General features: G+C 41.3%; 15 protein-coding genes. All 15 read left to right on the top strand.

Annotated features, from left to right (window positions below; all coding sequences use genetic code 11):
• Positions 1–7 precede the first annotated feature (7 nt).
• The 15 genes from smc to ACQKFO_RS06750 all read left to right on the top strand — a co-directional run bounded on the left by smc (position 8) and on the right by ACQKFO_RS06750 (position 14,105).
• Positions 8–3,574, top strand: a complete 3,567-nt coding sequence (gene smc / locus ACQKFO_RS06820) for a chromosome segregation protein SMC (RefSeq protein WP_427597566.1) — start codon at positions 8–10, stop codon at positions 3,572–3,574.
• A gap of 18 nt (positions 3,575–3,592) precedes the next feature.
• The gene (gene ftsY / locus ACQKFO_RS06815; protein ID WP_427597564.1) at positions 3,593–4,582 is read left to right on the top strand and encodes a signal recognition particle-docking protein FtsY; all 990 of its coding nucleotides are present in this window, start codon (positions 3,593–3,595) and stop codon (positions 4,580–4,582) included.
• A gap of 183 nt (positions 4,583–4,765) precedes the next feature.
• Positions 4,766–5,098, top strand: coding sequence for a putative DNA-binding protein (locus tag ACQKFO_RS06810; RefSeq protein WP_427597562.1), 333 nt, complete (start codon positions 4,766–4,768; stop codon positions 5,096–5,098).
• A gap of 12 nt (positions 5,099–5,110) precedes the next feature.
• A complete protein-coding gene (ffh, locus tag ACQKFO_RS06805; protein WP_427597561.1) occupies positions 5,111–6,454 on the top strand; it encodes a signal recognition particle protein in 1,344 nt (447 codons plus the stop codon).
• Positions 6,455–6,572: 118 nt separating this feature from the next.
• A complete protein-coding gene (gene rpsP, locus ACQKFO_RS06800; RefSeq protein ID WP_032088859.1) occupies positions 6,573–6,845 on the top strand; it encodes a 30S ribosomal protein S16 in 273 nt (90 codons plus the stop codon).
• Positions 6,846–6,857: 12 nt separating this feature from the next.
• Entirely contained in the window at positions 6,858–7,091 is a 234-nt protein-coding gene (locus ACQKFO_RS06795; protein WP_113968243.1) for a KH domain-containing protein, read from the top strand.
• Between the two features lie 239 nt (positions 7,092–7,330).
• Positions 7,331–7,717, top strand: a complete 387-nt coding sequence (locus ACQKFO_RS06790) for a YlqD family protein (protein WP_427597560.1) — start codon at positions 7,331–7,333, stop codon at positions 7,715–7,717.
• A gap of 17 nt (positions 7,718–7,734) precedes the next feature.
• Complete coding sequence (gene rimM, locus ACQKFO_RS06785) at positions 7,735–8,253, top strand: ribosome maturation factor RimM (RefSeq protein WP_148968718.1); 519 nt, start codon at positions 7,735–7,737, stop codon at positions 8,251–8,253.
• Entirely contained in the window at positions 8,253–8,987 is a 735-nt protein-coding gene (trmD, locus tag ACQKFO_RS06780) for a tRNA (guanosine(37)-N1)-methyltransferase TrmD (RefSeq protein ID WP_427597811.1), read from the top strand. The genes rimM and trmD overlap by 1 nt, the downstream gene beginning before the upstream one ends.
• A 136-nt stretch (positions 8,988–9,123) precedes the next feature.
• Positions 9,124–9,468, top strand: coding sequence for a 50S ribosomal protein L19 (rplS, locus tag ACQKFO_RS06775; protein WP_032088854.1), 345 nt, complete (start codon positions 9,124–9,126; stop codon positions 9,466–9,468).
• A 180-nt stretch (positions 9,469–9,648) separates the two neighbouring features.
• Entirely contained in the window at positions 9,649–10,188 is a 540-nt protein-coding gene (lepB, locus tag ACQKFO_RS06770) for a signal peptidase I (RefSeq protein WP_148968720.1), read from the top strand.
• Positions 10,189–10,216: 28 nt separating this feature from the next.
• Positions 10,217–11,083, top strand: a complete 867-nt coding sequence (ylqF, locus tag ACQKFO_RS06765) for a ribosome biogenesis GTPase YlqF (RefSeq protein ID WP_148968721.1) — start codon at positions 10,217–10,219, stop codon at positions 11,081–11,083.
• A 100-nt stretch (positions 11,084–11,183) separates the two neighbouring features.
• Positions 11,184–11,939 carry a ribonuclease HII gene (locus ACQKFO_RS06760; protein ID WP_427597810.1) on the top strand — a complete coding sequence of 252 codons (756 nt, stop codon included), beginning with the start codon at positions 11,184–11,186 and terminating at the stop codon, positions 11,937–11,939.
• A gap of 67 nt (positions 11,940–12,006) precedes the next feature.
• Entirely contained in the window at positions 12,007–13,827 is a 1,821-nt protein-coding gene (locus ACQKFO_RS06755; RefSeq protein ID WP_427597559.1) for a hypothetical protein, read from the top strand.
• A complete protein-coding gene (locus tag ACQKFO_RS06750) occupies positions 13,824–14,105 on the top strand; it encodes an EscU/YscU/HrcU family type III secretion system export apparatus switch protein (RefSeq protein ID WP_427597558.1) in 282 nt (93 codons plus the stop codon). Before ACQKFO_RS06755 ends, ACQKFO_RS06750 begins: the two co-directional genes overlap by 4 nt.
• Positions 14,106–14,139 lie beyond the last annotated feature (34 nt).

The following is a 14,139-nucleotide window of genomic DNA, read 5'->3' as shown; positions in this document are numbered from 1 at the left end:
AAAGAAGATGTTCCTCAAACAACTAGAAGTAATGGGGTTTAAATCTTTTGCAGAAAGAATATCCGTGGAGTTTGTCCCGGGTGTTACAGCTGTTGTGGGACCAAACGGCAGTGGGAAGAGCAATATTATAGACGCGATTCGCTGGGTACTCGGTGAGCAATCGGCCAAAAGTCTGCGCGGATCAAAAATGGAAGATGTTATATTTGCCGGGAGTGATTCTAGAAAAGCCCTTAACATAGCAGAGGTAACCCTTGTCTTGGATAATGAAGACGGTACCCTTCCGATCGATTATAGTGAAATCAGTGTTACAAGACGAGTGTATCGCTCTGGAGATAGTGAGTATTTGCTTAATAAGCAACCTTGCCGATTGAAGGACATCATTGAGTTGTTTATGGATTCAGGCTTAGGGAAAGAAGCGTTCTCCATCATCAGTCAGGGAAAAGTGGAGGAAATCCTGAATAGTAAGCCTGAAGAACGAAGAACCATTTTTGAAGAGGCAGCCGGGGTATTAAAGTATAAAACACGCAAGAAAAAGGCGGAAAATAAGTTATTTGAAACACAGGAAAATCTTAATCGTGTGAATGACATTCTCCATGAGTTAGAAGGGCAGGTAGAACCCCTTAAAATTCAAGCTTCGATGGCTCGTGATTATTTGGAGAAAAAAGAAGAGTTGGAGAAGTTCGAAGTCGCATTGACGGTCTATGATATTGAGGATTTACATAAGCAGTGGGAAAGGCTTAGTGAAGAATTTGAACATCATGGAAAAGAAGAACTGGCACTTTCCACGCGAATACAAAAAAAAGAAGCTGTTCTGACCCAAACCCGTGATAAAATTGCAGCTCTTGATGAGTCGATTTCAAATCTTCAGGAAGTGCTCTTGGCTACAAGTGAAGAATTGGAGAAACTTGAAGGTAGGAAGCAAGTATTAGTGGAACGGAAGAAAAATTCGTCTTCCAACGAAACTCAATTAAAACAGTCGATAGAAGAAGCAGAAGAACAAATTCAACAGCTGACTTCTGAAAAAGAAAAAGCAGAAATGGAATTCAAGACTATCGATTCAGACGTTAAGGAACTAAAAGGGCTGCTCATAACGAAACAAAATCAGTTTAAGCATTACAATGAAAATATTGAAGATGTAATAGAATCTTTCAAAAGTGATTACATTGAAAAGCTGAATCAGCAGGCGTCAGCAAAAAATGAAATTCAGTACCTTGAGCAGCAGCTGGAGCAGCAATCCAATCGAAGCGGCCGATTAGAAGCAGAAAATGAAAAGTACGTGATTCAGCGTGATGAATTGCATCTGAGTCACAAAGAACTTTCGAAAGTGCTTCAGGAGCAAAAAGAGGTAATCGATGAGCACATATTCTTCTATCGTGAGGAACAGCAAAAGCTAGAGTCGGTGAAGGCAAAATATGAAAAGCAAGAAAAAACCCTCTATCAAGCTTTCCAATTCCTGCAACAGGCGAAATCCCGGAAGGAAATGCTTGAGGAAATGGAGGAAGACTATACAGGTTTCTTCCAGGGTGTTAAAGAAGTCCTTAAGGAACGTGACGGTCAGTTAACCGGTATTCAAGGAGCGGTTGCGGAACTGATAACCGTACCTAAATCATATGAAACAGCTATGGATACAGCTTTGGCAGCCTCCATGCAGCATATCGTGGTTGATACTGAAGAAGATGGCCGAAAAGCCATTGCTTACTTAAAGAAAAACCAATACGGCCGTGCTACTTTCTTACCGATGAACGTGATTAAAGGGAAATCGATACCCGATAGTCAAAAAAATATGCTGAAGGGTCATTCTTCCTTTATAGGAGTTGGAACCGATCTCTTGAATTATGATCAGCGCTTCCAAATGGTGATTTCGAACCTGGTTGGAAATGTGATCATCACGAAGGATTTAAAGGGAGCAAATGAAATCGCCAAGCTTATACAATATCGCTACCGTCTAGTAACCCTGGACGGAGATGTGGTGAACCCCGGTGGGTCCATGTCCGGTGGTACGGTGAAGCAGAAGAAAAATTCGCTTCTCTCCAGGAAAGGTGAGCTTGAAGAAATGAAAGAAAAGCTTTCCACGATGGAAAGCCAGACTGAACAGCTTCAATCTCAAGTGAAATCACTGAAAGAAGAAAGCAGCTTCAGAGAGAAGAAGCTGGAGGAAATGAGAGTTAAGGGAGAGCGTTTGCGACTCAAGGAGCAAGAGCTTCTATCAAAGCTTCGTGAAAATGAATTATCCCAGCAGAATCTGGATGAAAGGCTTTCACTGTATGATTTAGAAAAAAAAGACTTTACGTCGGTAAAAGAGAAGCATGATTCCAGAACGGAAGAATTAAGAGCGTCTCTGGATGAAATAGGAGAAGATATTACAAGGCTCGATCAAAAGATTAGCGAGCTTACTCTCCAAAAGAATAGTGAACGAACGTCCAAGGATGCTTTATTGAATGAAATCAGTGATATAAAAGCAAATCTGGCCGCACGAAACGAGCAATTGGTTAACAGTCGTAATCAATTAATTCGTGTGCAGGAAACGATTGTCGATACAAACAAGCGAAAGGCGACTTTACAAGATGATTTGGAGTGGCTGCAGACTGAAATGAAGGATAATTTTTCAGGAGAAGAGCAGCTTGGGAAGAAGGCTGAAGAGTGTTCGATTCAAAAATCAGAAACTTCAAATTTGATTTCTATACGACGGGAAGAGCGCTTGAATCTTCAACATGCGGTTGAAGACGAGGAGCTCGAGTTGAAAGAATTAAAGCGTCAGCATAAAGGGTTGGTAGGAGCTTTAAGGGACGAGGAAGTGAAAATCAATCGTCTGGATGTTGAACTGGAAAATCGTCTTGATCATTTACGTGATGAGTATATGCTTTCGTTTGAAGCTGCTAAGTCAGACTACCCCTTAACGATTGAGGTCGAAGAAGCGAGAAAGAAAGTGAAACTTGTGAAATTGGCCTTGGAAGAACTAGGGACCGTTAATCTAGGTGCCATTGATGAATATGAACGAGTGAAGGAAAGATACGAGTTTTTAGTAGAGCAGAAAAATGATCTGACGGAGGCGAAGGACACTCTTTACTTGGTCATAAATGAGATGGACACAGAAATGATCAAACGCTTTGATCAAACCTTCACGGCTATTCAAGTGGAATTTGAAGGGGTATTCAGAGCGTTGTTTGGAGGTGGGAGAGCGCAGTTGAAGCTTACTGACCCTTCTGATCTTCTTCATACGGGGGTTGATATAGTAGCACAGCCTCCAGGGAAGAAGCTGCAGAACCTTGGGCTGATGTCCGGGGGGGAACGAGCCTTAACTGCTATTGCCCTGCTATTTTCAATCCTCAAGATCAGACCTGTACCATTCTGTATACTAGATGAAGTAGAGGCAGCTCTTGATGAAGCAAACGTACAGAGGTTCAGTCAATATTTAAAGAAATTCAGCGATGACACACAATTCATCGTCATTACCCATCGTAAAGGAACAATGGAAGAAGCTCACGTGTTGTATGGTGTAACGATGCAGGAATCCGGTGTGTCCAAATTAGTATCAGTCAGACTTCAAGAAACGAAGGAATTGTTAGAAACTTAATGAGTGGGGTGTGAAAGGTTGAGTTTTTTTAAGAAGCTTAAAGATAAATTTACACAATCGAGTGACAACGTATCAGAGAAATTTAAAGATGGACTAAGTAAAACGAGAAATAACTTTACAACAAAGGTCAATGACCTGGTTGCGAGATACCGCAAAGTGGATGAAGAATTCTTCGAAGAGCTGGAAGAAATCCTAATCGGAGCGGATGTTGGATTTGACACGGTCATGGAACTGATTGACGAACTAAAACTTGAAGTGAAGCGAAAGAATATTCAAGACACTGAAGATGTTCAATCAGTCATTTCAGAGAAGCTTGTTGAAATCTACCAAGGAGATCGTGATGAGGACAGCAGCCTGAACATTCAAGATAATCAGCTGACGGTTTTGCTGTTTGTCGGAGTGAACGGTGTCGGAAAGACGACGACCATTGGAAAGATGGCTCATATGTTCAAGGAACAAGGCAGGAATGTGGTACTTGCGGCAGGTGATACGTTCCGTGCAGGCGCAATCGAACAGCTTGAAGTATGGGGTGAGCGTGTAGGAGTTCCAGTCATTAAACAAGCTGCAGGAAGCGACCCGGCAGCGGTTATGTTTGATGCAGTTCAATCAGCAAAAGCCAAAAAAGCGGATATTCTTATTTGTGATACAGCAGGAAGATTACAAAATAAAGTGAATTTGATGAAAGAGCTTGAAAAAGTGAAGCGGGTGATCGAAAGAGAAGTTCCAGGAGCTCCTCATGAAGTATTACTCGTACTCGACGCGACCACAGGTCAAAATGCCATGGTACAAGCGAAAACCTTTAAAGAAGCAACAAATGTCTCAGGGATCGTCCTGACGAAGCTGGATGGTACAGCGAAGGGTGGTATTGTCCTTGCAATCAGAAACGAGCTCGAAATCCCTGTGAAATATGTAGGTCTGGGAGAAAAAATGGACGACCTCCAGCCGTTCGATGCTGAAAAATATGTATACGGCTTATTCTCAAACCTGGTCGATAATGAAGAAGAATAGATTTTAGAATCGGTAGGGTAGCCTGATGGAAGACTTTAAGAAGTCGTCTTGCAGGTTACTCTTCTTTTGTGTGGAGAGTTGGAGATTTTCTCTATGGAAAATCCATAAGTATCCTTGACAAACACCCGTAAACACTGTATTCTTCATATGTAAAGGTTTTTCACTTAACAAGGAGGGATATCCGTGCTGGAGAAAACGACCAGAATGAATTATCTCTACGATTTTTATCAATCTTTGTTAACTCCTAAGCAGAGAAGCTATATGTCCCTTTATTATCTGGATGATTTCTCTTTAGGGGAAATTGCTGAAGAGTATAATGTTAGTCGACAAGCAGTGTATGATAACATTAAACGAACAGAGGCCATGATCGAGGAGTACGAAGAAAAGCTTTTATTATTTAAAAAATTTCAAGAACGCAACGAGATTCTTGATCAACTCAGACAAAAAATAGGAGAATCATCAATCGATTCTTCCCATTGTTTAAAACTCATTGATGATCTTGAAATATTGGATTAGGAGGCGGCATGAATGGCATTTGAAGGATTAGCCGACCGACTGCAAGGTACAATACAAAAAATCCGTGGAAAAGGAAAGATTTCAGAAGCGGATGTTAAAGAGATGATGCGTGAAGTTCGTCTTGCTCTTTTGGAAGCAGACGTTAATTTTAAAGTGGTGAAGCAATTCGTCAAGAAAGTAAGTGAACGGGCTGTCGGACAAGAAGTCATGAAGAGCCTTACACCGGGACAACAGGTCATTAAAGTTGTCCAGGAAGAGCTTACAAATTTGATGGGTGGCGAACAAAGTCAGATTGCCGTCGCTAAACGTCCTCCAACTGTCATTATGATGGTTGGTTTACAAGGTGCAGGTAAAACGACGACCACTGGAAAGCTTGCAAACCTGCTTCGAAAGAAACATAACCGCAAACCACTATTGGTGGCTGCTGATATTTACCGTCCCGCTGCCATCAAGCAGTTAGAAACCATCGGGAAGCAATTAAGCTTACCTGTGTTTTCACTGGGAGATCAGGTGAGTCCTGTTGAGATTGCGAAAAAGGCCATCGAAAAGGCAAAAGAAGAACATCACGATTATGTTCTGATTGATACAGCAGGTCGACTTCACATTGATGAAAACCTGATGGGAGAGTTAAAAGAAATTAAAGAACTCTCAAATCCAGATGAGATATTCCTCGTAGTGGATGCCATGACAGGTCAAGATGCGGTAAATGTTGCGCAAAGCTTTAATGAAAACCTTGGCATATCGGGTGTTGTACTGACAAAACTTGATGGTGATACACGAGGCGGGGCCGCACTATCAATCCGTTCCGTCACTGACAAACCAATTAAATTTGTTGGGATGGGTGAAAAGATGGATGCGTTAGAAGCATTCCATCCTGAGCGCATGGCATCTCGAATCCTTGGTATGGGAGATGTTCTTTCCCTTATTGAGAAAGCTCAGGCCAATGTTGATGAAGAAAAGGCCAAAGAACTTGAACAAAAAATGCGTACAATGTCTTTCACTTTTGATGATTTCCTGGAGCAATTAGGTCAAGTTAGGCAAATGGGCCCGCTTGATGAGTTGCTGAAAATGATGCCTGGAGCAAACAAAATGAAGGGCTTGGATAAGATTCAAGTCGATGATAAGCAGATCAGTCATGTTGAGGCAATCATTCAATCGATGACGAAAGATGAGAAAATTCATCCGGAAACCATCAATGCTTCGCGTCGTAAAAGAATTGCGAAAGGGAGCGGAACATCCATTCAAGAGGTGAACCGACTTCTCAAACAATTCGAGGACATGAAGAAAATGATGAAACAAATGAGTGGTATGCAAGGAAAAGGTAAGAAAAAAGGGATGAAATTCCCATTTATGTAAGCAATTCGTTCAACTTTTCATAAGAAAAATTGAACTGTTAAGAAAAAACACTTTACAAACAAAATACACATTTGATATTATACTAACTTGTGTGAAACTATTCGGAGGTGCTTTAATTATGGCAGTAAAAATCAGATTAAAACGTATGGGAGCAAAAAAATCTCCTTTCTATCGTATCGTAGTTGCAGATTCTCGTTCACCACGTGATGGACGTCAAATCGAAACAGTTGGAACTTACAACCCGGTTGCTAAACCAGCTGAAGTGAAAATCGATGAAGAGTTGGCTCTTAAATGGTTATCTAATGGTGCTAAACCATCTGACACAGTTCGTAACCTATTCTCAAAACAAGGCATTATGGAAAAATTCCACAATGCTAAAAACAGCAAGTAATCGATTAGATCGATGAAAGATCTTATTCTAACGATTGTGAAACCCTTAGTTGACCATCCGGACTCGGTCCACATCGAAACTGATGAGGGAACGAACGGCATAACCTACAAGTTATCTGTGCATCCTGAAGACATGGGGAAGGTCATTGGGAAACAAGGGAGAGTAGCTAAATCGATTCGAACTGTGGTATACGCTGCAGCAGGATCTTCACAACAGAAGAAAATCTTCTTAGAGATAGTGGAGTAAGGAAGCCAACATTTGGCTCTTTGCACGAAAGGGTCCTATGACCTTGAACACCGACTCTATTGAATCAGGGGACTGACCCACAAAGGTTACTATATAGCCTTAAGACGTCAGTCTCCTTTTTCATAGGCTCATGCTGCATTATTTAAGGAAAGACCTGCACAATCCAACACTCCCCCAAGAGAACACCCTAAGGATTTAGTACGACAGTGTGGGGTGAATAGAAGGAGGAGGAAGAACTTTTGAATGTTATACATACGATTACGGTTAAACAGGTGTTAACAGAAAAGAGTAAGGATCTGTTAATGAAACGATATGAAAATCAAAAGTTTCATTTAGCTAAGGAAAGCGATCAGTTACAGTTCGAAATGAAAAAGATTGAACGTGGTAAGAAATATCCGTCCCATAAATTAAATCAGCACTTTGAAAGAGAATTGAACGAGCGGGCTGAAAAGATCAAGCTTTTGGATTTCCAAATCGAGCAGTTAAATATCCTTCCAATTGGAAGCGAGCTAAAGGAAAAGGAAGTCCAGGGTATGATTGACATACAAGTTGGTGACAATTGGGAAGAAGAAGCACTTTCTAAGACAATTATAATTGAAGATGGTATTGTGAAAGAAATTCGTTGATGCAAGAGGTGAAAGCGATGGAAAAGTGGTTTAATGTAGGTAAGATTGTCAATACTCATGGAGTTAAAGGTGAATTAAAGATCGTTTCTACGACAGATTTTCCTGAGGAGCGATATCAAAAAGGGAACACACTATACTTGTTTCAAGGTAAAAACCAAGAACCGATCAGTCTCGTGATCAAATCTCATCGAAATCATAAGAGCTTTGATTTATTGACCTTCGAGGGGTATGAAAATATCAATGAGGTTGAGAAGTTTAAAGAAGGAATCCTGAAGGTACAGGAAGACCAATTGCAGGAACTCGAAGAAGGAGAATATTATTTCCACGAAATCGTTGGCTGTAAGGTCTTAACAACTGCCGGGGAAGAGCTTGGAACCATAACAGAGATTCTAAGCCCGGGAGCGAACGATGTTTGGGTTGTGAAGGGTCAAAGAGGGAAAGAGTACCTTATTCCTTACATAGAGGATATCGTGAAGACGATCGACATAGAGGAACAGCTTGTTACGATTGAACCGATGGAAGGCCTGTTGTCATGATGAGAATTGATGTTCTGTCTCTATTCCCATCTATGTTCGAGGGGATCTTTGGTGAATCGATTCTTAAGAAAGCATACGAAAAAGAAGCCGTAAGCTACAATGTGATTAACTTCAGGAAATACGCTGATAACAAACATAATCAAGTTGATGATTATCCTTACGGTGGAGGAGCCGGAATGGTATTAAAGCCACAGCCTATCTTTGATGCAGTCGATGCCTTAAAGAAAGAGCAACATTCAAAGCCCAGGGTCATCCTCATGTGTCCGCAAGGGGAACGCTATACACAGCAAAAGGCAGAGGAACTTGCTAAGGAAGACCACCTCGTGTTTATATGTGGTCATTATGAAGGCTACGATGAGCGGATCAGGGAGCATGTTGTAACGGACGAAATATCAATTGGAGACTATGTATTGACTGGTGGGGAACTTGGCGCCATGGTTGTCATCGATAGTGTAGTTCGCCTGCTTCCTGGAGTGCTTGGAAATGAAGATTCGCCTATTCAGGATTCGTTCTCATCAGGACTCCTTGAGCATCCCCATTATACCCGGCCATCGGACTTTAGGGGGATGAAGGTACCGGATGAGCTGATCTCAGGGAACCATCGTCTGATAGATGAATGGAGAGAGAAAGAAAGTCTGAAAAGAACCTTTGAAAGAAGACCGGATCTATTAGAAAGCTATTCACTCACAGATCGGCAAAAGGCCTGGATAGAGGATTGGAGAAAGTCTAAATAAGCTATTGCATCCTGGTTGCCTGTGTGATATTATATTCTTTGTGGCTTGAGGGGATATCCCCTGTTGTCATTGATCCCGATGTTCCGCTGCAATCTATCGCTTTTGTAAGAGCATCTGTTGGAAGGAGTTGAAAAAGATGCACAAATTAATCGAAGATATTACGAAAGAACAACTTCGCTCTGATCTACCATCTTTCCGTCCTGGTGATACAGTACGTGTACACGTTAACATCGTTGAGGGTACTCGTGAACGTATTCAGGTATACGAAGGAGTAGTAATCAAACGCCGCGGTGGCGGTATCAGCGAAACATTTACTGTTCGTAAAATTTCTTACGGTGTAGGTGTTGAGCGTACTTTCCCAGTACACACACCAAAAATCGCTAAATTAGAAGTTATTCGTCGCGGTAAAGTCCGTCGTGCGAAACTTTATTACCTGCGTAACCTGCGTGGTAAAGCGGCACGTATTAAAGAAATTCGATAAGAACGTAAGAAAAGGAGCTTGGAGACAAGCTCCTTTTCCTTATTTCACAAGATTTGTTGTGTAATAAATTCCGCGAAAGACGGACTGCCTATTTTAATGAAGCCACCTTTTTTTAATGAGAAATACAAGAATTTCTAGTAGAATAGAAAAAGATAGAAAAATACATTGGGTGGTGGAGATGTGGTTAAAGAGAAAAATGAGTGGTGGGAGTGGATGAAGGCACTGTTGATCGCAGTAGGATTAGCTGCAATTATCAGATTCTTTTTATTTGCACCCATTGTTGTCGATGGATTATCAATGATGCCTACTTTACATAATGGAGATCGAATGATTGTAAGTAAATTAGGGGAGCCGGAGCGATTTGATATCGTCGTTTTCCATGCACCTGAACAAAAAGACTATATTAAACGCGTCATCGGACTCCCGGGGGATAAAGTAGAGTACAAAAATGATACATTATATATTAATGGAAAAGCGTATGCTGAACCATACTTACAAGAGTACAAAGAACAATTAAATGATGGTGTGTTAACAGAAGATTTCACTTTAAATGATATCATTGAAAAAGGCACTGTTCCTGAAGGGGAAATCTTTGTGATGGGTGACAATCGCCGTTTCAGCAAAGATAGTCGTCACATCGGTACAGTTCCAATGGAAGAAGTCATTGGTGATACAAAAGTGATCTATTGGCCTGTTAAAGATATAGGTTTCGTGAAATAATAGAAAAAAGTTGTTTGGAGGTGGTCATATGACAATACAATGGTTCCCAGGGCATATGGCTAAAGCACGTAGACAAGTTACTGAGAAGTTAAAACTTGTAGACATTGTCATTGAATTAGTAGATGCTAGAATACCGTTATCGTCAAGAAATCCAATGATTGAAGAAATTATTGGACAAAAGCCGCGGCTTGTTTTGTTAAATAAAGCAGACATGGCAGATATAAATAGAACGAATCAATGGATTTCTTATTTTAAAGAGCAAGGAATAACAGCTCTTGCTGTAAATGCACAGGCTGGCAAAGGACTTCAAGTCATAGTTCAAGCCGCTAAAGAAATATTAAAAGAAAAGTTCGATCGCATGAAATCACGAGGAATGAGACCTCGTGCCATAAGAGCCATGATTGTAGGTATTCCTAACGTAGGAAAATCCACATTAATCAATCGCCTGGCTAAGAAAAACATAGCGAAAACAGGAAATACTCCTGGAGTGACAAAAGCCCAGCAATGGATCAAAGTAGGAAAAGAGCTTGAACTGCTCGATACGCCGGGAATATTATGGCCGAAGTTTGAAGATCCGCAAGTTGGATATAAGCTGGCATTGACCGGTGCCATTAAAGATACCATCCTGAATTTACAGGATATCGCCGTTTATGGTTTGCGATTTCTTGAAGAGCACTATCCAGAGCGATTAGAAGAGCGCTACGGCCTCGAAGAAATACCTGAAGAAGTTGTGGATAGCTTCGATAAAATCGGAGCTAAAAGAGGCTGTCTGATGGCTGGTGGAGAAGTGAATTATGACAAGACATCTGAAATTATCGTACGTGACATTCGAAATGTACAATTAGGACCCATGACGTTTGACATCATTGGTGAGACTGAGCGGGAGAGCGAATAAAAAAGAGGCTGTAAAAAGAGGGGATCTCTTTTGCGCAGCCTCTTTATTTATGTGAAGTACATCCGATATAAATAGGAGGAGCAATGTGAATACAGTACATATGACCATTAAAGAAATAAGGGATATCATCAAGTCTGCTTGTGCTAATGATCCGATTCTTGAGGAATTGAAGAATGACGAAAGAATCGGTGTCCAAAAACTATTAAAACAGATTGAACGCGAGCAGATGAAACGAGAGAAGGAAAAAGAGGAATTTGCCATCCTTACTCATTATGAAAGAGAAATTCACCAGCAAGGATTCACCCTCATTGCAGGAATCGATGAAGTGGGTAGAGGTCCTTTAGCAGGTCCTGTGGTAGCGGCTGCCGTCATTCTGCCCCATGACTTCTATTTGGCGGGATTAAATGATAGCAAGAAGATAACAGAAGCCAGAAGAGAAGATTTCTATGCATACATCATGGAACACGCTATATCTGTTGGAGTAGGAATGGTACATGCGGATGAAATTGATTCCATAAATATTTATCAGGCTACAAAAAAGGCTATGAGTGAAGCGATCGTCAGCTTGCCGGTTCAACCTGAGTATTTACTGATCGATGCGATGAAAATTCAATCGCCCTTTCCGAGTCAGTCTATCATTAAAGGAGACTCGAAAAGTATATCCATTGCCGCAGCATCCATCATTGCCAAGGTAACACGTGACCGACTGATGAAGGAGTATGCCACCACCTATCCTGGATATGCGTTTGAGAAGAATGCAGGATATGGAACAAAGGATCACTTGGGCGGGCTGGAGAAATTAGGAGTGACGCCGATTCACCGAAAGAGCTTTGCACCTGTGAAGGAGCTGCTATAGATTAGCAGCCGGTTGGACTGTATAAATAATGAATAAATTATGATTCATATGAACGGGAGACACGGACATGAGCCATATTCATGGTATTAACAGTAACCAGCCCATTGATCAAAAGCCCTTTTCCATTCAAAGTGGAAAAGTCCTATTTATCAGCGTCCATAAGCTGTTAGGAGAGGGCAATGCATTGGTGTCAGCAAATGGTCAACGGTTTATTGCGAAAATTGAAGCGCCAATGGAAGCTGGAGAACGTTATTGGGTAGAAGTGAAACAATCTGAAAGTAGTGTGAATCTACATCTAATCCCGAAGCGTGGGCAAACTGGATTAGAAATTGGAAAGCATGCATCAGCAAATCTATTACAGCATTTTTCCATATCAACAAGCGGGAAAGAAATGAACGACTTTGTTATGGAGCTCATGAAAAAAAGCATTCCGATTCATAAAGAACTGCTATTATTCGGAGAGAAACATTTGAAAGGAAAAGATTCATCAGAAAATGTGAAAACCTTGGTTGAAATGGCTAAGAGGGACATGCCGCTTTCTGACAGGGTCTTTCTCTCGATGAGAGCGGGAAAATCAACAGGCAGCCTTTTATCCATGCTAAATGAGCTGGCTTCAAAGTTAAGGGGAACTGGAAGGGATACGGACATACTTCATTTACTTACTGGGATCCAGAAACCGTTGAATAGGCTGGCGTCAGAAAAATTTGTGATGAATGCACTATCCAGTTTAGTTGATTCTTCCAGAACCTTCTCAAATCGTTTAGGTCATTTCGATCTATTGAAATCACTAGGAGTCTTACCGAAAGAAATTCCCATGAATCAATGGAGGGAAGGGTTAAAGACAACGATTTTAGAAGAGGTGAAACAGTCTTCACAAGGGCAGTGGGAAAGAAAGATGGAGCTTCTAAGAACCAGATTGGCGGATATTCCAGGTGCAGCACCGCGACAGCTTCGAAATGATCTGGATCAGCTTCTATCTACTAATATCGGCAAGGGTCGGGAACCTCATAAACTATCTGGTACTCAAATCGATAAATGGATAAATATTTTATTGAATTCAGAGACCGTTCTTAACGAAAAAACGGACAAGCCTTCCCTCCTGGCAGCCAAAGAGCTCATGGGGGTGGTTGGGGAGAGAAAGTGGCGGTCCATTGAAATGAACTATATGAGGCTCTTTCAATCTTATGGAAGAGACGCACCTGCATCGAACATGGAACAGCTATTTCACAAACTTCACCTACAGATAGAACAAGAACTCACTCAGACGATCCGTGGAGAAGAACTGGCAAGGGTGTTGAAGAAAGTAATTGGAACGTTTGGAATTAACTTTGAAGCTCGGTTACAAAAAAACGGACAAGAGCTTCAGCATCATCCAACAATCAAGCAGCATCTCATTGGATTAAGTCAAAATCACCCGCTCGCAGATATTCGAATGCTTGCCGATGACCTTGTTCTCAAGATGAACCACCAAGTGCTTCAATCACAGGAGAGTTCTCCTTTTCTAACAATCGTACAACAATTCCCTTTTTCTCTATTTGGACAGAGCACCGATATCACCCTTCAATGGACAGGGAAAGAGAAAGAAAAAGGTGTGATAGATGGAGACTACTGCCGGGTTTTATTTTTATTAGAGCTGGATATCATGAAAGAGACATTAATCGATATGCAGGTTCAAAACCGAGTGGTCTCCTTGACTATCTGGAATGACCACCCAAACGCAGAGAGAATATCCAGATCATTTATTCCTGGATTAAAAGAAGGCCTGGAGAAGCTGGACTATCAATTATCCATGATAAAGGTGAAAGCTCCGGATAAGCAGGTTGAGCTTTCTGATAAAATCAATGCAGAACGTTTAAAAACGTTTTCGGGAGTTGATTTAAAGATATGAAAAACCCTCATGAGAGAAAAGAAGCGATTGCTTTAGGCTATAATCAAAGTAGTGAATCAGCTCCAAAGGTCCTTGCTAAAGGGAAGGGAATCATTGCTGAAAACATCTTGGCTCAAGCAAAAGACCATCATATACCGGTACAAGAAGACAAGAGCTTACTTTCTCTTCTTGGGAACCTGGATGTAGGAGAATCAATACCTGAAGAATTATATGGCGCTGTAGCGGAGGTTTTTGCTTTTATCTACCGATTAGATCGGGATATAGAGGGGAAGGGATAATTTCTTTCTAGTATACACCATGTCACTAAACGGC

Source organism: Rossellomorea sp. NPDC071047 (genome assembly GCF_050270195.1).
In the GTDB taxonomy this organism is placed as follows: domain Bacteria; phylum Bacillota; class Bacilli; order Bacillales; family Bacillaceae_B; genus Rossellomorea.
The sequence above is the reverse complement of the archived record's forward strand: the minus strand, read 5'-3'. Positions and strand labels throughout refer to the sequence as shown.